Source organism: Kitasatospora sp. NPDC058492 (assembly GCF_042720685.1).
Taxonomy (GTDB): domain Bacteria; phylum Actinomycetota; class Actinomycetes; order Streptomycetales; family Streptomycetaceae; genus Kitasatospora.
On sequence record NZ_JBHXMU010000026.1, the window covers coordinates 24,479 to 44,536 of the forward strand.

At 71.6% G+C, this 20,058-nt stretch carries 17 protein-coding genes; 11 read left to right on the forward strand and 6 right to left on the reverse strand.

All coding sequences use genetic code 11. The features are described from left to right. The first annotated feature begins 61 nt into the window (after positions 1–61). Together ACFWPI_RS18780 and ACFWPI_RS18785 are read left to right on the forward strand one after the other, a co-directional pair. Positions 62–1,813, forward strand: a complete 1,752-nt coding sequence (locus ACFWPI_RS18780) for an alpha/beta hydrolase (protein WP_380377415.1) — start codon at positions 62–64, stop codon at positions 1,811–1,813. After that, on the forward strand, positions 1,810–2,430 hold the full coding sequence (locus ACFWPI_RS18785; protein ID WP_380377417.1) for a hypothetical protein: 621 nt from the start codon (positions 1,810–1,812) through the stop codon (positions 2,428–2,430). The genes ACFWPI_RS18780 and ACFWPI_RS18785 overlap by 4 nt, the downstream gene beginning before the upstream one ends. An 11-nt stretch (positions 2,431–2,441) precedes the next feature. Here the strand turns inward: ACFWPI_RS18785 and ACFWPI_RS18790 are convergent, their stop codons facing one another. After that, on the reverse strand, positions 2,442–3,374 hold the full coding sequence (locus ACFWPI_RS18790; protein WP_380377427.1) for a hypothetical protein: 933 nt from the start codon (positions 3,372–3,374) through the stop codon (positions 2,442–2,444). Positions 3,375–3,639: 265 nt separating this feature from the next. On the opposite strand from ACFWPI_RS18790, the gene ACFWPI_RS18795 reads away from it, so the two are divergent. The 3 genes from ACFWPI_RS18795 to ACFWPI_RS18805 all read left to right on the forward strand — a co-directional run bounded on the left by ACFWPI_RS18795 (position 3,640) and on the right by ACFWPI_RS18805 (position 6,016). Then, on the forward strand, positions 3,640–4,314 hold the full coding sequence (locus tag ACFWPI_RS18795; RefSeq protein WP_380377419.1) for a papain-like cysteine protease family protein: 675 nt from the start codon (positions 3,640–3,642) through the stop codon (positions 4,312–4,314). Positions 4,315–4,322: 8 nt separating this feature from the next. Then, positions 4,323–5,171 carry a hypothetical protein gene (locus ACFWPI_RS18800; protein ID WP_363372441.1) on the forward strand — a complete coding sequence of 283 codons (849 nt, stop codon included), beginning with the start codon at positions 4,323–4,325 and terminating at the stop codon, positions 5,169–5,171. Positions 5,172–5,533: 362 nt separating this feature from the next. Continuing rightward, positions 5,534–6,016, forward strand: a complete 483-nt coding sequence (locus tag ACFWPI_RS18805) for a hypothetical protein (protein ID WP_380377420.1) — start codon at positions 5,534–5,536, stop codon at positions 6,014–6,016. Here ACFWPI_RS18805 and ACFWPI_RS18810 read toward each other — a convergent pair. Then, positions 5,987–6,691: a hemolysin III family protein gene (locus ACFWPI_RS18810; protein WP_380345602.1), complete on the reverse strand. Its 705-nt coding sequence runs from the start codon at positions 6,689–6,691 to the stop codon at positions 5,987–5,989. The two genes, ACFWPI_RS18805 and ACFWPI_RS18810, sit on opposite strands and share 30 nt — an antisense overlap. 276 nt (positions 6,692–6,967) lie before the next feature. Here ACFWPI_RS18810 and ACFWPI_RS18815 point away from each other — a divergent pair, with 276 nt between their 5' ends. Then, positions 6,968–8,794, forward strand: coding sequence for a phosphoenolpyruvate carboxykinase (GTP) (locus ACFWPI_RS18815; protein ID WP_380377422.1), 1,827 nt, complete (start codon positions 6,968–6,970; stop codon positions 8,792–8,794). A gap of 224 nt (positions 8,795–9,018) precedes the next feature. On the opposite strand, the gene ACFWPI_RS18820 is transcribed toward ACFWPI_RS18815, so the two are convergent. After that, complete coding sequence (locus tag ACFWPI_RS18820) at positions 9,019–10,233, reverse strand: pyridoxal phosphate-dependent aminotransferase (protein WP_363372446.1); 1,215 nt, start codon at positions 10,231–10,233, stop codon at positions 9,019–9,021. A 100-nt stretch (positions 10,234–10,333) separates the two neighbouring features. Further along, positions 10,334–11,059, reverse strand: coding sequence for a hypothetical protein (locus ACFWPI_RS18825; RefSeq protein WP_380377424.1), 726 nt, complete (start codon positions 11,057–11,059; stop codon positions 10,334–10,336). Between the two features lie 99 nt (positions 11,060–11,158). Between ACFWPI_RS18825 and ACFWPI_RS18830 the strand changes: the two genes are divergently transcribed. Further along, positions 11,159–11,869 (forward strand): prepilin peptidase, encoded by a 711-nt coding sequence (locus ACFWPI_RS18830; protein ID WP_380377429.1) that lies wholly within the window; start codon positions 11,159–11,161, stop codon positions 11,867–11,869. Between the two features lie 140 nt (positions 11,870–12,009). Here the strand turns inward: ACFWPI_RS18830 and ACFWPI_RS18835 are convergent, their stop codons facing one another. Continuing rightward, entirely contained in the window at positions 12,010–13,605 is a 1,596-nt protein-coding gene (locus ACFWPI_RS18835) for a chitinase (RefSeq protein ID WP_380377425.1), read from the reverse strand. A 443-nt stretch (positions 13,606–14,048) separates the two neighbouring features. Between ACFWPI_RS18835 and ACFWPI_RS18840 the strand changes: the two genes are divergently transcribed. The 4 genes from ACFWPI_RS18840 to ACFWPI_RS18855 all read left to right on the forward strand — a co-directional run bounded on the left by ACFWPI_RS18840 (position 14,049) and on the right by ACFWPI_RS18855 (position 19,440). Continuing rightward, on the forward strand, positions 14,049–14,843 hold the full coding sequence (locus ACFWPI_RS18840) for an isoprenyl transferase (RefSeq protein WP_208869076.1): 795 nt from the start codon (positions 14,049–14,051) through the stop codon (positions 14,841–14,843). A 206-nt stretch (positions 14,844–15,049) separates the two neighbouring features. Beyond that, positions 15,050–16,384 carry a PhoH family protein gene (locus ACFWPI_RS18845; RefSeq protein WP_063347994.1) on the forward strand — a complete coding sequence of 445 codons (1,335 nt, stop codon included), beginning with the start codon at positions 15,050–15,052 and terminating at the stop codon, positions 16,382–16,384. A gap of 433 nt (positions 16,385–16,817) precedes the next feature. Further along, complete coding sequence (locus ACFWPI_RS18850) at positions 16,818–17,576, forward strand: transglycosylase SLT domain-containing protein (protein ID WP_208869075.1); 759 nt, start codon at positions 16,818–16,820, stop codon at positions 17,574–17,576. 472 nt (positions 17,577–18,048) lie between these two features. After that, complete coding sequence (locus tag ACFWPI_RS18855) at positions 18,049–19,440, forward strand: AI-2E family transporter (RefSeq protein WP_363372455.1); 1,392 nt, start codon at positions 18,049–18,051, stop codon at positions 19,438–19,440. Positions 19,441–19,514: 74 nt separating this feature from the next. On the opposite strand, the gene ACFWPI_RS18860 is transcribed toward ACFWPI_RS18855, so the two are convergent. Beyond that, positions 19,515–20,057, reverse strand: a complete 543-nt coding sequence (locus tag ACFWPI_RS18860; RefSeq protein WP_063347992.1) for an alkyl hydroperoxide reductase — start codon at positions 20,055–20,057, stop codon at positions 19,515–19,517. Position 20,058: the final 1 nt, after the last annotated feature.

Genomic DNA, 20,058 nt, shown 5'->3' on the forward strand with positions numbered 1-20,058 from the left:
CCCCCGGACGTCCGATGTCGGTCGTGGGCTATGGTAGCGGCGAGTACTGGGGGGTGCACTCATGGTTGACACGGATCGGCAAGCGGGAGAGAACCGCCTCGATCTCGCGAGCCTGAAGAACGCCAAGCCGGAGGACCTGCACACGGCGGCGGACGCCTACGACGCGCTGCACAAGGCGTACACGCAGCACACCGCCGACTGGAAGAGCGGTACCGCCGACCGGGTCCACGGATCCGGCTGGACCGGCCCGGCGGCCGACGCCGCCTTCCGCTCACTGGACGGCACCACCAGCCAACTGCACGCCGCCGAAACCGAACTGGCCGCCATCGGCCAGACCCTACGGGACCACGCGGACCTCTTCGGGCTCGCCCAGTCGAAACTCCGGCAGGCCCTCGTCGACGCCACCGCCAAGGGACTGGCGGTCAGCGACACCGGGACGGTGAGCTGGCCCCCGGCGACCGGCCCCGTGGACGCCACCTGGGAGACGAAACAGAAGACGGCGGCCGAGGACGTCGCCAAGCGGATCAATGCCGCCATCACGGAGGCGAGTGCGGCCGACCAGACCCTGGCGGGGCTGCTCAAGGGCTTCACCCAGCACGCCACCAGCAAGTCGGGGCTGACCCTCGCCGTCGCCGAGGCCGACCAGAAGGCCGCGAACAGCCCGGGCTCCCCCTACCTCAGGGACATGCCCGCCGTGGGGGCGCCCCCGACGGAGGTCAACAACTGGTGGAACGGCCTCGACCCGGCGGGCCGGCAGTGGTACATCGACCACCACCCGGAGAACATCGGAAACCTGGACGGGGTCCCGGTGGAGGTGCGAGATCGGGTCAACCAGACGTACCTGGACAAGCGGATGAGGGAACTCGAAGGCAGGAACCGGACGAAGGAAGAAGAGGCGGAATACCAGAAGCTCAAGCCCATCCAAGAGCGCCTCGCCCAGGATTCCCAGGCGAAGGACGGTCGGCCACCCACCTACCTGATCGGCGTCGGAGCGGAAGGCCAAGGCCGCGCGATCCTGTCCTTCGGAAACCCCGACACCGCCACCGACATCTCCTCCTACGTGCCCGGGATCACGACCACCCCCGATTCGCTCGGCGCGGCGAAGCCAGGCACGACGCCCGGCACCAACGAGTCGGAAAACGCGTTGAACGTCTGGCGAGAGGCCAACAAGAAGATCAAGCCCGGTGGATCGGCGGCCTCCATCATCTGGCTCGGCTACGACCCGCCGGACATCGACATCAAAGCGGCCACGCCCGAGCGGGCGGTCAAGGGTGCACCCGATTACGCGAGGTTCGTCACCGGGCTCCGGGCGACCAATACGAGCGGCCAGGGCCCGCACATCACCTCGATGGGGCACAGTTACGGCTCGCTCCTCGTCGGGCAGGCCACGAAGATGGCCGCCCACCAGGGGAACTACACGCTGCCGGACGACGTGGTGATCATCGGCAGTCCCGGTGTCGGCGTGACACACGCCTCGGACCTGGGGATGCCCGCCGGACATGTGTGGGCGGGAGCGGCCGGCAACGACCCGGTCACCCAAATCCCCTCGGCGAACGCCGCGACGGTGCCCTGGCCCTTCGGCGGCTTGGTCGGTGCCGACCCGCACGACCTCTGGTACGGGAGAGACCCCGCGAGCGAGTCCTTCGGGGCCAAGCGCTTCACCGTCGACGGTTGGAGCAAGTCGTGGAGCTGGGAGGACTTCGGGATGCACACCAAGTACCTGGCCCCGGAGACCGGCGGCCCCTCGCTGGGCAACATCGCCTCGATCGTGACGGGCAAGGCCGACGACGTTCACCTGACGGAGGGCCGATGACGACCCGCTGGAAGGTGATCGGCTCGATCGTGCTGTCGTTCGTCGTCACGGTGGCCCTCGGTGCGGTGCTGTTCGCCAACGGGTACGGGCCATTGGCGTTGGCCGATCGATCGGGCCGGGTGGGGACAGGCGAGGGGAAGGGCCGGATCGACCATGCCCTGCGCGCCACCATGGATGGAGTTTCGCCTTCATTCACCTATGCGGGGGCAGAGTTCGAGGTGCGGAGGGAGGACGATCTCTGGGACGGCGAGCGGAGTATGGGTTCGGCCGTCACCGAGATCGTCACCGTGCGGACCGCGGTCTCGCGGGCAAAACTGCCGACCTTGATGGATCAGGTGACCCAAGCCTGGAAGGCACTTGGGAGCCGGGTGGTCGATCGGTCGGACCCCGCCGATGAGACTCAGGCCCTGCGGGGTATGGGAGACGTGGGTGGGGAGACGTTCCTGACGTTCTACGCGAGGGCCCAGCAAGACTCGAGCTACCTGGTGACGTTCAGGGCAGAGGCCATCGGGGTGCTGTACCAGACCGCCCATGAGTACAAGCCCGTGCCCCCGCTCGTCCGAACATCGCTCGACGCCAAGGTCGATGTGGTCGACGACCCGTACTGGTCGCACTGACGTCGCCCCCGTCACTCCCAGTCCCACCTGATTCCCAGCAGGCACGGTCGCAGTGCCGTTGCGACCAGGTGGACGCAGTGGTGGCCGTCCAGGGTCAGTTCCTCTGTCTCGTAGGGGGCTTCGCCCGGGGAGTGGAGGGCGAAGCGGTGGCAGCGGACGGGGAGGGCGGCGGGGTGGAAGGTGATCTGGAGGACGTACTGGCCGGCGCCGGAGTTGAAGCCGCGGACGTATTCGCAGCTGGGGTCGGGGGAGGGGGTGTCGTCGAAGCCGTAGCCGAGGAGGTGGGTGTCGCCGGCGCGTAGGCGGCGGTCGAGGAGGAGTTCGGCGACGAGCAGGTGGTGGGTCTGGTCGCGGCGGATGCGGCCGGGGCGGCAGTTCTCTTCGGCGCGGACGCCGACGCGGGTGATGTCGCTGCCGGGGTCGCCCTGGTAGAGGGCGAGGTAGCGGTCGATGCCGTCGCGGTGGGCGCGGAGGGCGTGTTGGGAGTCGCGGCGGGCGAGTTGGCGGTCGGGGCCGAGGCGGATGCGTTCGATGTGGGTGATGGTGTGCAGGCCGGTGTCGCGGGGGCCGGCGATGGTGGCGAGCAGGTCGTCGACGGCGGTGGCGGGGGAGATGAGGTCGCGGTAGGGGCGTACGGGTGGGCCAGCGGGGGTGGTGTCGGCGGCGCGGCGGGGGCCGAGCAGGCGGGTGAGGGAGTGTTCGGGGAGGTCGAGGACGTCTTCGAGGGCGGCGACGGCGCGGAGGGATTCGGGGCGTTCGGGGCGGCGGCGGCCTTGTTGCCAGTAGCTGAGGCTGGTGAGGCCGACGTGGACGCCGCGCAGGGCGAGGTGGCGTCGGATGCGGTGGAGGGCGAGGCCGCGGGTGGCGATGGCGGTGCGCAGGGCGAGGTGGAAGGGGCCGGTTCGGAGGGCGGCGGTGAGGTCGGCCTGGTCGGTGCGGTGGATGACGGCCTCCTGGGGGACGGGTGCGGGCAGACCGTGTTTGACCGTGAATATTCACATCAGGGCGGCGGTTTGTCACCGGCCCTGGTGTGCCACGCGGGGGTTTTCGGGGTGGCGTTCACACCTGTGACCGGTCGTTCACACCTGAACTGTGGTGGTCCTTAGGGTCGTTGACCGGCCTCCGAGGGTGGCGGGATGCTCATGGCGCGATCCGGACCGCGCCCCCACACAGCACCTCGCTCCGCTTGTGCAAGGAGGCATTTCCCCCATGCCAGTTCCACGGATACGGCTGCGCCGCGCGGTCTCGCTGCTCGCCCTCGGCGTGCTGGGCCCGGCGCTGACCGCGGTGGCGGCCGCTCCGGCGCTCGCCGCCCCCGCCCAAGGCCTCGCTCCCGTCCAGGACCGCGCCCCGGCGCAGGTTCGCCAGGCTGCCGCGCCCGGCAGCACGGCCGATCTGGCCGGCACGTTCAAGAAACTCAACATCACCATGCAGCAGCAACAGCAGACCAACTGGTGCTGGGCGGCGAGCGGGAACACCATCGCCACCTGGTTCGGCTACAACTACAGCCAGAACCAGTTCTGCAACGCCGCGTTCGGCCGTTCGGCCAACTCCAGCTGCCCCAACAGCCAGGCCTCGCTGGCCGATGTGCAGAACGGGCTGGACTGGGCCGGCATCAACCCGGGTTCGTACGTCACCGGCTACCTGCGCTACAGCACCGTGCAGTCCGAGGTGGACGCGAACCGGCCGATCGAGACCCGGATCCAGTGGAGTTCCGGCGGCGGGCACATGCACGTCGTCTACGGCTACGACACCAGCAGCAACTGGGTGTACTGGGGCGACCCGTGGCCGTCCAACTACCGCTACAACTGGGCGGACTACAACTACTACGTGAACAACAACACGTTCTCGTGGACCCACTCCCTGTACCGGATCGGCGCGTGAGGGTGACCATGACTGACCTCGGAAAGGCCCGTCGGGCCGCCGTCACCGCCCTGCTCGCCGCCGGCCTCGGGCTGGCGCTGGCCCCGGCCGCGCACGCGGACGGGCCGGCCGGCGCCCCGGTGCCGGTGCCCGCCGCGGACCTGGCGAACGCTCGTGGCGTGGTCCAGGACCAGGCCGTCCTCGACAAGGTGGGCCACTTCTTCGCCCGCAAGGGCGTCCCGCCGACCCAGCAGCTGACCATCGGTGCGGCGCAGGAGGCGCAGGCGGCGAGCGCGGCCGCGCCGCGGCTGGCCGGCGACACCGTGCCGGTGTACACCCTGGACGCGGGTTTCGTGGCCGGCGCCCCGGGTGCGCCGGTGGCGAAGGCCGAGTTCACCGCGAGCAAGGTGGTCGCGGCGGACGGGCAGACGGCCTCGGTGTGGACGATCCGGCAGGGCGACTCCTGGCGGGTGGTCAACATCGCCTCTGGTGGTGACGAGAGCGACTACGCGGCGAAGGCGGCCGGCGGCGGTGGCGGTACGGCGTTCCGCGAGCCGCAGGTGAACGCCTGGTACGTGCTGCGCGACGGCCGGGTGCTGCCGCTGGACGACGAGGCCCGGCGCTCGGTGGGCGCGGGCGGGGTGTCGCTGGCCGCGTACCAGAAGCTGGTGCACGAGCGGTACGGGGACAAGCTGCCCGGCTCGGCGTACGACCGGGAGGGCAAGGGCGGCGGCTACCAGCTGGCGGCCGACCAGGAGCGGGCGGCGGGCGGCGGTTCGGCGCTGCCGGCCGTGACGGCGGCCGCGGCCCTGGGCGTCACCGCGCTCGTGGGCGCGGGTGCGGCCGTGCGGCGCAGGGCGGGTGTCCGACGGGGGTAGGGCCTCTCGGGTACGACATGCACGACGTGTGCGACGTGTGCGACGTGCACGACACGTACGCCATGCGAGACATGCGGCGGGGTCCGGCTGATACAGCCGGGCCCCGCCGTGCTGCGTGCGGCCCCGGCGCGTCAACCTGTAGCCGAGCGGGCGCGCTGCGTGGTGTGTCCTGGAAGTAATGCTTCCGCACAAGGAATTGACGCAACGTTGATCTGTCGTTCGCCGCCCGGGGGCAGCTCCGGGTGACGGACGGTAGATACCATGTGGCAATCGGTCAGTGCTGACTGACGCGTGCCGAGAGCGGAGAAGGGGTGGGGCGGCCGGAGCCGACCACGAGCCCGGCGCCGGGAAAGGGGAGTCGAATGGCCGGCAGGGAGTCGAGCGCCCAGGTGTGGGGTGCGGCGGTGGTGGTGGCGTCCGCGCTCGCCGTGGTCGCGGCCTATCTGATCAACGGGGCGATGCTGGTCCTGGTCGTCGCCGGGGTCGAGGTGCTGCTGCTCATGGTCTACGTGGGTCGCCGTTGGCGGGCGCTCCACCGGCCGGCCGCCCCGCGGGGGCACCGGCCGTCGGCCGTCACCCCGGACGCCGCGCACTGCGAGCGCTGCCGCCGGGCCCGCGAGGCGTTGGACGCCCGGCAGGCGCGCGGCCGCACCGCCGGGCCGGCGGTGGAGCCGTGGCCGGAGGCCGGCGCGGCGGACCACCCGCCGTACTCGCGCCGCCCGCAGGGCCGGACGCCGTACGAGCGCCCCTGGACAGCGGAACGGGCGGTCGCCCGGTCCGTGGACCGCGCGGCCGCCCGCCGTGGCGCGCCGGGTTCAGCCGGCCGCGCTGTACGCCACCAGTGAGACCCCGACGTACTGCACGATGAACGCGCCCAGGGTGAAGGCGTGGAACACCTCGTGGAAGCCGAACCAGCGCGGTGACGGATTGGGCCGCTTGAGCCCGTACACCACGCCGCCGATGCTGTAGAGCACTCCGCCGACGATCATCAGCACCAGGACGGCGACACCGCCGGCGTGCAGGAAGTCCGGCAGGAAGAAAGCGGCGGCCCAGCCGAGCGCGATGTACACCGGCGTGTACAGCCAGCGCGGCGCGCCGACCCAGAACACCCGGAACGCTATTCCGGCCAGCGCGCCGCCCCAGGCCACCCAGAGCAGCACCTGCTGGTCGGCGCCCTTGAGCAGCAGGATCGTGAACGGCGTGTAGGTGCCCGCGATGATCAGGAAGATGTTCGCGTGGTCCAGCCGCCGCAGCACGGCGTCCCCGCGCGGGCCCCAGTCGAAGCGGTGGTAGACCGCGCTGACCCCGAACAGCAGCCAGGCGCTGATCGAGTAGATCGCGCAGGCGATCTTGGCGGGGGTGGAGTCGGCCAGGCAGATCAGCACGATCCCGGCGGCGACGGTGGCGGGGAACATCCCGGCGTGCAGCCAGCCGCGCCACTTCGGCTTGCGTCCCGAGGCCTCGTTCTCCGCGCCCTCGTTCTCCGTGCTCTCGACGAGCTCAGCAGTCATGCGCAGCATGCTACCCGCTACCTACGGGGCCGTAGGTTACTGACGCGTAGGAAAGTGGCGATCATCACTCTTGGACGTTTTGGAGTGTTCGAGGTGTCCGCGAGGGTGTCCGGGCCGGGATGTGGGCGACCTATTACTGGCCGGTAATCGTACTTACTGTAGTAAAAGATGAGTCAATTTCGACGCTGTGCCTCAGTTTGGCGTCGAAGCCGGAGCTACGCTGCAAGCACCCTCAGACCCCCGCTACGCCACCTCCTCGCCGAGATGGTGTGAAACGGAGCGATCGTGTCGTACGAGATCTCTGCTCTCAGCGCCTCCGCGCCCACCCGCCACCAGCGCCTGCTCGCGTGGGTGAACGAGATCGCCGAGCTCACCCAGCCGGACCGCGTCGAGTGGTGCGACGGCTCCGACGAGGAGTACCAGCGCCTCGCGGACCTGCTGGTGGCTCAGGGCACCTTCAAGAAGCTCAACGAGGAAAAGCGCCCCAACTCCTACTACGCCGCCTCGGACCCGACGGACGTGGCGCGCGTGGAGGACCGCACCTACATCTGCTCCGAGCAGGAGAAGGACGCCGGTCCGACCAACAACTGGAAGGCCCCGGCCGAGATGCGGGAGGTCTTCCAGGGCGAGAAGGGACTGTTCCGCGGCGCGATGAAGGGCCGCACGATGTACGTCGTGCCCTTCTCGATGGGCCCGGTCGGTTCCCCGCTGGCCGCGTACGGCGTCGAGATCACCGACTCCGCCTACGTCGCCGTGTCGATGCGCGTGATGACCCGCATGGGCAAGGCGGTGCTGGACCAGCTCGGCGAGGACGGCGACTTCGTCAAGGCCGTGCACACCGTCGGCGCCCCGCTGGCCGAGGGCCAGTCGGACGTGCCGTGGCCGTGCAACAGCACCAAGTACATCTCGCACTTCCCGGAGACCCGGGAGATCTGGTCCTTCGGCTCCGGCTACGGCGGCAACGCGCTGCTCGGCAAGAAGTGCTATGCGCTGCGCATCGCCTCGACCATGGCCCGTGACGAGGGCTGGCTGGCCGAGCACATGCTGATCCTGAAGCTCACCCCGCCGTCCGGCGAGGTCAAGTACGTCGCCGCCGCCTTCCCGTCGGCCTGTGGCAAGACCAACCTGGCCATGCTCCAGCCGACCGTCCCGGGCTGGAAGGTCGAGACGATCGGCGACGACATCGCCTGGATGCGCTTCGGCGCCGACGGCCAGCTCTACGCGATCAACCCCGAGGCCGGTTTCTTCGGCGTCGCCCCCGGCACCGGCGTGGACACCAACGCCAACGCCATCGACACCCTGTGGGGCAACACGGTCTTCACCAACGTCGCGCTGACCGACGACGGCGACGTGTGGTGGGAGGGCCTGACCGAGGAGCCCCCGGCGCACCTCACCGACTGGCGCGGCAACGACTGGACCCCCGAGTCCGGCACCCCGGCCGCCCACCCGAACGCCCGCTTCGCCGTCCCGGCCGCGCAGTGCCCGACCATCGCCCCCGAGTGGGAGGACCAGTCGGGCGTGCCGATCTCGGCGATCCTGTTCGGCGGCCGCCGCGCCACCGCCGTCCCGCTGGTGACCGAGTCCTTCACCTGGCAACACGGCGTCTTCCTCGGCGCCAACATCGCGTCCGAGAAGACCGCCGCCGCCGAGGGCACCGTCGGCGAGCTGCGCCGCGACCCGTTCGCGATGCTGCCGTTCTGCGGCTACAACATGGGCGACTACTTCGCCCACTGGCTGAAGGTCGGCGCCCAGGCGGACGCCGCGAAGCTGCCGAAGATCTACTACGTCAACTGGTTCCGCAAGAACGCCGAGGGCGCGTTCGTCTGGCCGGGCTACGGCGAGAACAGCCGCGTCCTCAAGTGGATCGTCGAGCGCCTGGAGGGCACCGGCGAGGGCGTCGAGACCCCGATCGGCGTGCTGCCGACCGTCGACGGCTTCGACCTCGGCGACCTGAAGCTGTCCAAGGAGGACCTCGACCTGCTCTTCACCGTGGACGCCGACATCTGGCGCCAGGAGGCCGCGCTGGTGCCGGCCCACCTGGAGCTGTTCGGCGACCACACCCCGAAGGAGCTGTGGGACGAGTACCGGAGCCTCGTCGCGCGTCTCGGCTGAGCCTGAGCCTCAGCAGAGCGAGAGGCGGTCGCGCGGCACGAACCGCGCGCCCGCCGAGTGACAGGACGGCCGGAGTTCCCCCGGACGGTCTTTCCCCGACCAAGGAGACCGCCCGGGCCGGGACTCCGGCCGTAGTGCTTTCCCCGCGCCCCGTGCCCCGCGCGCCGGGGTCGCGGCGGGGTGCAGCTGTTCCGGCGCTACGGCTGCGTGCAGCTGTTCCGGCGTCACGGCTGGGTGTAGCCGCTCAGGAAGTCGCCGATCCGGGTCACCGCGTCGGTGATCTCCTCGGCCCGGGGCAGCGTGACCAGCCGGAAGTGGTCCGGCTCGGGCCAGTTGAAGCCGGTGCCCTGGACCAGCAGGATGCGCTGGGAGCGCAGCAGGTCCAGCACCATCTGGGCGTCGTCCTTGATCTTGTAGACCTTCGGGTCCAGCCGCGGGAACGCGTACAGCGCGCCCTTGGGCTTGACGCAGCTGACCCCCGGGATCTCGTTGAGCAGCCGGTACGCCGCGTCGCGCGAGGCGAGCAGCCGCCCGCCGGGCAGCACCAGGTCGCGGATCGACTGCCGGCCGCCGAGCGCGGCGGCCACCGCGTGCTGGGCGGGCATGTTGGCGCACAGCCGCATCGAGGCCAGCACGGCCAGGCCCTCGATGTAGCTGTGGGCCCGCTGCCGGTCGCCGGAGAGCACCATCCAGCCGGAGCGGAAGCCCGCGACCCGGTACGCCTTGGACAGGCCGTTGAAGGTGACGCAGAAGAGGTCGGGCGCCAGGGTGGCCAGCGGGATGTGCTCGGCGTCGTCGTAGAGGATCTTGTCGTAGATCTCGTCCGCGTAGACCACCAGCCGGTGCCGGCGGGCGATCTCGACGATGCCCTCCAGCACCTCGCGCGGGTAGACCGCGCCGGTCGGGTTGTTCGGGTTGATCACCACGATGGCCCGGGTCCGGTCGGTGACCTTGGCCTCGATGTCGGCGAGGTCCGGGTACCACTCGGCCTGCTCGTCGCAGCGGTAGTGCACCGCGGTGCCGCCGGCCAGCGAGACCGAGGCCGTCCACAGCGGGTAGTCGGGCGCCGGGACGAGCACCTCGTCGCCGTCGTCCAGCAGGGCGGTCATGGCCAGCTGGATCAGCTCGGAGACGCCGTTGCCGAGGAAGACGTCCTCGACGCTCAGCCCGTGCAGGCCGCGGTCCTCGTAGTGCATGACCACGGCGCGGCGGGCGGCGAGCAGGCCCTTGGAGTCGCCGTACCCGTGCGCGGTCGAGAGGTTGCGCAGGATGTCCTGGAGGATCTCCGGCGGTGCCTCGAAGCCGAAGACGGCGGGGTTGCCGGTGTTGAGCTTGAGGATGCGGTGGCCCTGTTCCTCCAGCCGCATCGCCTCGTCGAGTACCGGGCCGCGGATGTCGTAGCAGACATTGGCGAGCTTGCTGGACTGGATGACCTGCATGCCTGCCTACTTTAGGGGCACCTCCGGGCACTCCGGTGCGCGTCTCGGGACGCGCACCGGACCGCCCGGAGCGGCCTCCTTGGATCGGCAGGCGGGGGTGTCAGCCGACCTTCCAAACCAGGGGCGCGGTGTCCAGGATGTTCCCGTACGTGAGGAAGCTGGGCGGGGCCTCGTTCGGGACGAGATAGACGGCACACAGCTTGACGGACTGCCCGTCCGCGAGCGTGACCAGCGACCGGGTGTCGCACTGCGGGATCGCCTTCTGCAGGGTCGCGGCCGGCAGCGCGCCCGCCGAGTGGTCCTTGGGCTTCACCCAGACCCGCATCATGTAGGCGTCCTCGGCCAGCGGGGCGCCGGTGCGGTTGGTGAAGGAGACGGTGACGTAGTACGGCGTCTTGCCGCTGGTGGTCGTCGACGGGAGGTTGAACGGGGCGATCTCCGCGGCGGTGCCCTTGACGATCGAGACCGCGGCGGCGTCCACCACCGAGCTCTTGCCGACGTAGCGGCCGGCGCTGCCGAGCGGCAGCGGGCGGTCGTAGCTGACCTGGGTGACGTTGTTGCCGCCGGCGGTGACGGACGGCTGCGGTCCGGCCGGGGTGGTCGGGGCCGCCGGGGCGCCCGGGGTGGTGGGGGCCGCGGAGCCGGTCGGGGCGCCGGGAGCCGTGGCGGCGCCGGAGGCGCTGGCGGCGCCGGTGGGCGGCGCGGTCGGGGCGCTCGGGGCGGCTGCCGGGTCGGCGTTGTCCGGCCCGCAGGCCGACAGCGCCAGGACGAGTGCCGCCGCCGGCAGGCCGGCCGCGATTCTCCGGATGGACTGGGTCTTCGTCATGGTCGTTCCCCCGTTGGATGATGTGGTCGGTGCGCCCCGCCCGGTCCCCGGGTGCCGCACGGACGTGCGGGCGTTGATCGAAAAGGGGGTGCGCCGGTGATGGTAGCCGCAGTCGGTGCGGTGCTGGCCGGATTTCTGGTGGCTCCGCTGCTGCGCGGGCTGGTCGCCCGGTTCGCCGTGCCGGAGGGCGAACCCTGGTGCGGTGCCTGCCCGTTGTGCGGGCGCGAGGTGCGGCTGCTGCCGCCCACCGGGCGCTGTCCGGGCTGCCGGGAGCGGTTGGGCGCGGGGGCCTGGTCGGTGGAGCTGGTGGCGGCCGTGGTCGCCGCCGGGCTGGCGTACGCGGCGGACGGGCCGTCGGCCGCGGCGCTGGGCTGGGCGGCCGGGCTCGGCGTGGTGCTCGGCTTCGTCGACGCCAGGGTGCGCCGGCTGCCGTACCGGCTGACCCTGCCGCTGGCCGGCGGGGTGGCCGCCCTGCTGTCGGTGGCGGCGCTGGTGGCGGGGCGCCCGGGGGTGCTGCTGCGCTGCCTGCTGGTGGCCCTCGCGGTCGGGGCGCTGCTCGAACTGGCGGTCTGGATCGGCGCGTTGGGCCCGGGTGACTCCCCGCTGGGGTTCGCGCTGGGCGGGCTGCTCGGCTGGTACGGCTGGCCGGTGGCGGTCGGCGGGCTGTTCGCCGCGGTGGTGCTCGCCGGGCTCTGGGCGATCCTGCGGGCCGCCGTCGCGCTGGCCCGTCGGCGCCCGGTGCGCGGGCTCGACCTCCCGGTCGGACCGTTCCTGCTGCTCGGCGCGCTGCTGGCGGTGCTGGCCCGGTAGCGTCCGGGCCCGGTGGCGCCCGGACCGGCCCGGACGCGGGAGGGCCCGCCGTACCGGGTCGGGTACGGCGGGCCCCGCCGCCGGCGCGCAGGCCCCACCCTCAAGGAGCGGCGCGCCGGTGGGGGATTGGCGGTGGGGGGTTACGGCATCTTGTGGACGAACGGGCCGACCGCGTTGGAGAACGCGTTGCCGTTGTTGGCGTCCCAGTTGGTGGACCAGGTCATCGCGCCGCGGATGGTCGGCCACTTGGCCGGCGGGACGAAGCTGCCGCAGTTGTTGCCGGTGGCCAGGCAGTCCAGCGCGTTGTTCACCACGGTCGGCGAGACGTAGCCGCCGCCGGCCGCCTTGGCGGAGGCGGGGACGCCGATGCCGACCTGGTCGGGCCGCAGGCCGCCCTGGATGTGGGTGCAGACCTGCGAGGTGATGAAGTCGATGGTGCCCTGGTTGTAGACCTTGCCGTCGCAGCCGTTCATGCCGCCCGAGTTGTAGAACTGGGTGTTGACGACGGTGAGGATGTCCTTGGTGTTCAGCGCCAGCTGGAAGTAGGCGCCGGCGGTGCTGTACATTCCGATCGTCTCGGGCGCCATGGTCAGGATGAAGCCGGGGCCGACCTTGGCCTGGAGGGTGTGCAGCGCGTTGCCGAGCGGGCCGGCCTGGACGCCGTTCTCCAGGTCGACGTCGATGCCGTCGAAGCCGTAGTCCTTGATGATCGCGTAGGCGCTGTTGGCGAAGTTGTTGCCGGCGGTGGCGTCGCCGACGGTGATCGCGCCGTTCTGGCCGCCGATGGAGAGGACGACCTTCTTGCCGGCCGCCTGCTTGGCCTTGATGTCGGCGCGGAACTGCGCGTCGCTGTAGCCGCCGAGGGCCTTGGACAGGCCGGGGTCGAGGGTGAAGCTGATCGCGCCGGTCTGGGTGGGCACGGAGTCGGCGAAGGACACCGCGATGATGTCGTAGGCGCTCTGCACGTCGCCGAGGCGCTGCGGGGTCGAGCCGTTGTCGAAGTTCTGCCAGTAGCCGGTGACGGCGTGCGCGGGCAGGCCGGTGGCGGGCGGGGTGGTGGAGGTCGCGGTGGCCGTGGGGGTCGGCGTCGCGGTCTGGGTGGGCGTCGCGGTCTGGGTGGCGGTGGCCGTCGGCGTGCCGGTCGCGGTGGGCGTGGCGGTCGGCGACGGGGTGGCGGTGGCGGTCGGGCTCGGGGTGGACGGGCCGCCGGGGCCGATCAGGCTCACGTCGTCGGCGAGGTAGGCGCTCTGGCCGTACCAGCCGTGCAGGTAGACCGTGACGCTGGTGGCGTTCGCGCCGGTGGTGAAGGTGGAGGACAGCTGGTTCCAGCTGTTCTGGTTCGACCAGCTGGACGGGTCGGTGCCGCCGGTGCCGCGCGCGCCGAGGTAGACGTACGGGCCCTGGACCCAGGCGCTCAGCGTGTAGCTGGTGTTGGGCAGCACGCTGATGGTCTGGGTGCACTCGGCGGTGTCGCCGGCGCCCGGGGTGGCCTGCAGCGCGCCGGTGCCGGAGTGGACCGGGGAGGAGACGGTGGTCGCCGCGCCGGCGCAGTTCCAGCCGCCCAGCCCGCTGTCGAAGCCGCCGTTGGTGACCAGGTTGCCGACGGCCGCGCTGGCGCCGCCGGCGAAGAGGGCCAGGCCGCCGCCGGCCAGGGCGAGGGCGGTGGCGCCGGCCGCGACGGCCGGGAGGGGGCTGCGCCGGCGCTTGTGCGCGGGCTGGTTCAGCGTACGGGCCATGGGGTGACGCTCCTGGGGAGGGAGCGGCCGCCGCGGTGGGGGGCGCGGCGGCCGCGTGTGGGGGAGGGGAGGTCCGTCGTGGTGCGTGGGGTCGTCGTACGTGGGGGTGGGCGACCGCGGTGGTGCATGGTGGTGCACGGTGGTGCGTGGGGGTGGGGCGGGACCGTGGGGTTCGTTCCGCCTTGGATCAAAAGCTGGACTAGACCATTGCCGGTCGTCAAGCATTGGACAGTCGGCTTACGGATTCTTTAAGGATTCGGAGACCGTTCCGTGTCCGCCGTCGGAACCGCCGGGGAAGGCCCGCGACACGCCTGCCGGGACGGACTCCGTACAGGACCGTGACCAGACCGCTACCTGCGGCTTTACCGTGTGCCTGCCCGCCGGAGTAGGCTGCGCCGGGGCGTTGACGCACCAGCTGAACGAGCACGGAGGGGCCGGGAATCATGGGTCTGCGCGATGTCGCCGAACGGACGCCGGGTCTGCGTACCCTGCTGGGCGGGATGTACGGGCTCTACGGCCGTCGGGTCGAGGTCCACCTCGCCCGCACCCCGCACCACATCGGCGTGATCCTGGACGGCAACCGCCGCTGGGCGAAGGCCGCCGGGGGCACCACCGTGTACGGCCACCAGCGCGGCGCCGACAAGATCAGCGAGTTCCTCGGCTGGTGCGACGAGACCCACGTCAAGGTCGTCACCCTCTGGATGCTCTCCACCGACAACCTCGACCGCCCCGCCGACGAGCTCGTCCCGCTGCTGGGCATCATCGAGGACGCCGTCACCGGGCTGGCCGCCGCCCGCCGCTGGAAGGTCCACCCGGTCGGCGCGCTGGACCTGCTCCCGCAGCACACCGCCGACGTGCTCAAGCGGGCCGCCGAGGAGACCGCCGACATCGACGGCATCACGGTCAACGTCGCGGTCGGCTACGGGGGCCGGCACGAGATCGCCGACGCCGTCCGCTCGCTGCTCCAGGAGCACGCCGGGCGCGGCACCTCGATCGAGGAACTGGCCGAGATCCTCGACGTCGAGCACATCGCCGAGCACCTCTACACCCGCAACCAGCCCGACCCGGACCTGATCATCCGCACCTCGGGCGAGCAGCGCCTGTCCGGTTTCCTGCTCTGGCAGAGCGCGCACAGCGAGTTCTACTTCTGCGAGGCGTACTGGCCGGCCTTCCGCAAGGTCGACTTCCTGCGGGCGCTGCGGGCGTTCGAGCAGCGCAACCGGCGACTGGGCCTCTGAACGGGTGAAGTGACCGCCGTAGGGCTGGCCTACCCGGAGCCCTGGTGAGGCCAAACGTTCACCGGCAATGATCCGTCAGTTCGCCGGGGGCGCGAATGCACCGCCCCTCGCCTGGGAATACTCCAGGCAGTCCGGTCCCGAGGCCACCGGGGCAGCGGGGGCCGGCTTGCCGCGGATGACGCAGGGTCATCCGCTCTGGAGGCCTAGTGGTCAGTTCCAAGAGCCGCCGGACGCCAGACCGGCGCACGTACGTTCTCGACACCAGCGTGCTCCTGGCGGACCCGCTCGCCATGACCCGCTTCGAGGAGCACGAGGTCGTCCTGCCGGTGGTGGTCGTCACCGAGCTGGAGGCCAAGCGGCACCACCCGGAGCTGGGCTACTTCGCCCGCCAGGCGCTGCGACTGCTCGACGACTACCGCATCCGCCACGGCCGGCTCGACGAGCCGATCCCGGTCGGCGAGCTCGGCGGCACCATCAGGGTCGAGCTCAACCACTCCGACCTGTCGATACTGCCGGCCGGCTACCGGGTCGGCGGCGGCGAGGCGGACTCGCGGATCCTCGCGGTCGCCCGCAACCTCCAGGCCGAGGGGTACGACGTCACGGTCGTCTCCAAGGACCTGCCGCTGCGGATCAAGGCCAGCTCGGTGGGCCTGCTCGCCGAGGAGTACCGGGCCGAGCTCGCCATCACCTCCGGCTGGACGGGGATGTCCGAGCTGCACGTCCCGGCGGAGCAGGTGGACGCGCTGTTCGCGGCCGGCCACGACGCCGCGGTGGACGTCGAGGGGGCGGACGAGCTGCCGGTGCACACCGGTCTGGTGCTCACCTCGGAGCGCGGCCGGGCGCTCGGCCGGGTGACCGGCGACGGCCGGGTCCGGCTGGTGCGCGGCGAGCGCGAGGCGTTCGGGCTGCGCGGGCGCAGCGCCGAGCAGCGGGTGGCGCTGGACCTGCTGCTCGATCCGGACGTCGGCATCGTCTCGATGGGCGGCCGGGCGGGCACCGGCAAGTCCGCGCTGGCGCTGTGCGCGGGGCTGGAGGCGGTGCTGGAGCGGGGGCAGCACCGCAAGGTGATGGTCTTCCGGCCGCTGTACGCGGTCGGCGGGCAGGAGCTCGGCTACCTGCCGGGCTCAGAGACGGAGAAGATGAGCCCCTGGGCGCAGGCGGTCTTCGACACCCTCTCCGCCGTCACCACTCCGGACGTGATCGAGGAGGTGATCTCCCGCGGGATGCTGGAGGTGCTGCCGCTGACCCACATCCGGGGTCGTTCGCTGCACGACGCCTTCGTGATCGTGGACGAGGCCCAGTCGCTGGAGCGGAACGTCCTGCTGACGGTGCTGTCCCGGATCGGCCAGGGTTCGCGGGTGGTGCTCACCCACGACGTGGCGCAGCGCGACAACCTCCGGGTCGGCCGGTACGACGGCGTGGTGGCGGTGGTGGAGAAGCTGAAGGGGCATCCGCTCTTCGCGCACATCACGCTCACCCGCTCGGAGCGTTCGCCGATCGCGGCGCTGGTCACGGAGATGCTGGAGGACATCCACCCGTGATCCGTCCCTGACCAGGACATAGTCGGACAATACGGTCAACTCTTGATGTGGGGCCCGCTCCTGACGGGGCGGGCCCTCATCCCTTTCATCACATCGAGTGCTTTCCGTCCGAAGAACTCCCGTGCGGTGAATGTGACGTGCGCCACGCGAACGGGAATTGCGTCGACAGCGTCCGGTGCGGCATGGTGAGGGTTCTGTCAGGCCCCGCGTACGGCGTGGCAGGGCTTCCGGACTCCATGAGCCCGGCCCCGGATGGTCCACCAACTCCGGTCGGTGGACGCACAATTGAAGACCGATGAGCCGTACGCCGCCCGATTCCAACGCCCGGTCGCCTCACCTCGGCCGGACGCCGGGCCAGCACCTCCCGTGACCAGAGCACCTGCGGAGGTCAGTGCCAAGGGGCATGTTGCGCCCGCACGGTCACGCGTGGGCGATGCTGGAAGGAATCCATGTGACTCGGATCTCGGTCCGGGGAGTCGCTGTGGCCTCCGCCACCGCCGTCACCGCTGTCGGTGCCGTCGTGGGTGTGGCCTCGGGCAGCGAGGGCAAGACGACGCAGACGGTCGACGTCGCGGGCGCGACCCTGCTTGCCGAAGTCCCCTCTGGCGCCCAGGCGCAGACCATCAGTGACAACATCGGCCAGCAGGCATCCGCCCAGCAGGCCTCCGCCGACGCCGCGGCCAAGGCCGCCGCCGAGCAGAAGGCCGCCGAGGAGGCCGCGCGCCAGAAGGCCGCCGCGGACGCCCAGGCGAAGGCCGACGCCCAGGCCAAGGCCGACGCGGACAAGGCCGCCAAGGCCGCCGAGGACAAGCGCAAGGCCGACGAGGCCGCTGCCAACCGTTCCAAGGCGCGTTCGGCGATGGCCGCCACCGACAACAGCGCCCCGCCGGTCTCGACCAGCCCCGGATCCGTCCAGGACATCGCCCGGCAGGTCGTCGGTGACGACACCCAGTTCCAGTGCTTCAGCCAGATCGTGAAGCGCGAGAGCGGCTGGGACTACACCGCGACCAACCGGAGCTCCGGCGCGTACGGCCTGGTCCAGGCGCTGCCCGGCACCAAGATGGCCTCGGCCGGTGCCGACTGGCGCACCAACCCGGCCACCCAGATCAAGTGGGGCCTGGGCTACATGAACAGCCGCTACGGCAGCCCCTGTGGCGCCTGGTCGTTCTGGCAGTCCCACAACTGGTACTAGGAGCAGCCACCGCCCGGCGGTGGACTCCCGTACGGCCCCCGGCCGCTCGTCTCGCCCGACGAGCGACCGGGGGCCTTCGCGTTCCCGCCCACCGGGAGCCGGGTCGGGCCGCGCCGCCCGGGCTGCGCTGACCAGTGCGCCTGCGGGCGGTGCGGGCCCGGTGCGGACGCGGGGCGCGGGAAGGGGTCCTGGTTGCTTCCCGCGCCGGCCGGTCCGCCGACAGTTGGTCCGTGGCCCGAGGCCTCGCTCTCCCCTGGGGGCCTCGTCCCGACTCCTCCCCAGCGATCTCGGTCCGAAACCATCTGAAACCTGGCGTTTTGCCCCGGTTTGATGGCGAGGTTGTTCGAGCCGAACCCGGCGGGGGCCGGACTGGCCGGGCCGCCGCCGGGTAGCGTCATCCCTGACGGCCGTGGCGGGACCCACGGCGTACCGCCGGGCACGGCGGCTCAGCAGGGGAGCGGTGGTAGCGAGGATGGCGCGGGGCGGAAAGGCCTTCAAGGCCGTGGCCAAGGGCATGGCCGTGGTGGCGAGCGCGGCCGCCGTGATCGAACGGCGCCGGCGCGCCGCGATGGCGGCCGATCCGCACGAGCTCGCCGTCCCCGCACTGGCCGAGGCGCCCGATCCGGTGCCGGCCCCGCGGGTCGAACCCGCCGCGGTGCCGGCCGCCGCCCCGGCGGCCCCCTCGCCGGTGGCACCGCCCGGCCTGGCGCGGGAGTACCACCCCGGCCGGCCCGCCACCCCGGCCGAGGCCGTGCCCTGGGGGCTGCGGGTGGCCGCCGAGTCGACCTGGCGGCTGCTGCTGCTCGGCGGCGCGCTCTACGTCGTCTTCTACATCGTCGACATGCTGCGGCTGGTCGCCTTCGCGGTGCTGGCCTCGCTGCTGATCTCTGCGCTGCTGGAGCCGACGGTCTCCTGGCTGCGCCGGCACGGGGTGCCGCGCTCGCTGGCGGCGGGCGGGGTGTTCCTGAGCGGTCTGGCCGGAATCGGGCTGGTCGGCTGGTTCGTGGTCTGGCAGGTGTCCACCAACCTGTCGACGGTCACCAGCAAGGTGAAGGACGGCGTGGACCAGCTGCGGGACTGGCTGAGCACCGGGCCGCTGCACCTGACCCAGCAGCAGATCAACGACTACGCCGACCAGATCGGCAAGGCGATCACCACCAACACCGACCAGATCACCTCGGCCAGCCTGACCGGCGCGCAGATCGCCGTCGAGGTGCTGACCGCCGTGGCGCTGGCCTTCTTCACCACCTTCTTCTTCCTCTACGACGGCGCGCGGATCTGGAACTGGGCGCTGCGCGGACTGCCCCGGCACTCCCGCTTCGCCATGGCCGGCGCCGGCCCGAAGGCCTGGGCGACGCTCACCGCGTACGTGCGCGGCACCGTCTGCGTGGCCTTCATCGACGCGGTCTGCATCGGCATCGGCATCGACCTGCTGGGCGTGCCGATGGCGATGCCGCTGGCCGTGATCATCTTCCTGGGCGCCTTCGTCCCGCTGGTCGGCGCACTCGTCACCGGCACGGTCGCGATGCTGATCGCCCTGGTCACCGAGGGGCCGTGGACGGCGCTGATGGTGCTGATCGTGCTGGTCGCGGTGATGCAGATAGAGAGCCACATCCTGCAGCCGCTGATCCTCGGCCGGGCCGTCCGGGTGCACCCGCTGGGCGTCGTCCTCGGCGTCGCGGCCGGCGGCATCATCGGCGGCATCGGCGGTGCGGTGGTGGCCGTCCCGCTGATCGCCGTCACCAACACCGTGATCACCCACCTGCGCCGCCGCAACGAGGCCGGCCAGGCCGTCTTCACCGCCATGGAGGCCGCCCGCGAGGCCGCGGGCCGCACCTCCGCCGCCCCGGCGGCGGACGGCTGAGGCCGAAGCGCAACGCCGACGGGCCCTCCCGGACGTGGTGTCCGGGAGGGCCCGTCGGCGTTGTGCGGGGTCCGTCAGGCGCCGGCGGCGGCGAGGGCGGCCTCGGAGTCGAGGACGCCCGCCACGGCCTGGAGGACGGCGGCGATCTTCATCGAGGCCTGGACGACCTCGCGCTCGACACCGGCCTTGCGCAGCACGGCCTCGTGCGAGTCGAGGCACTGGCCGCAGCCGTTGATGGCCGAGACGGCGAAGCACCAGAGCTCGAAGTCGACCTTCTCGACGCCCGGGGTGCCGATGATGTTCATCCGCAGACCGGCCCGCATCGTGCTGTACTCCTTGTCGGAGAGCAGGTGCAGCGTCCGGTAGTAGACGTTGTTCATCCCCATGATCGCGGCCGCGCCCTTGGCGGCGGTGTACGCCTCCGGGGAGAGGTTGGCCTTGGCCTCGGGCTCCAGCTCACGCAGCACGGCGGCGCTGCGGGTGGCCATCGCGCAGGACAGCACGGTGCCCCAGAGCTGCTGGGCGGGGAGGTCGGAGTTGCCGATGACCGAGCCCAGGTTGAGCTTGAGGTCCTTGGCGTAGTCCGGGAGGGCGGCCTTCAGGTCGTCGAGGGCCATG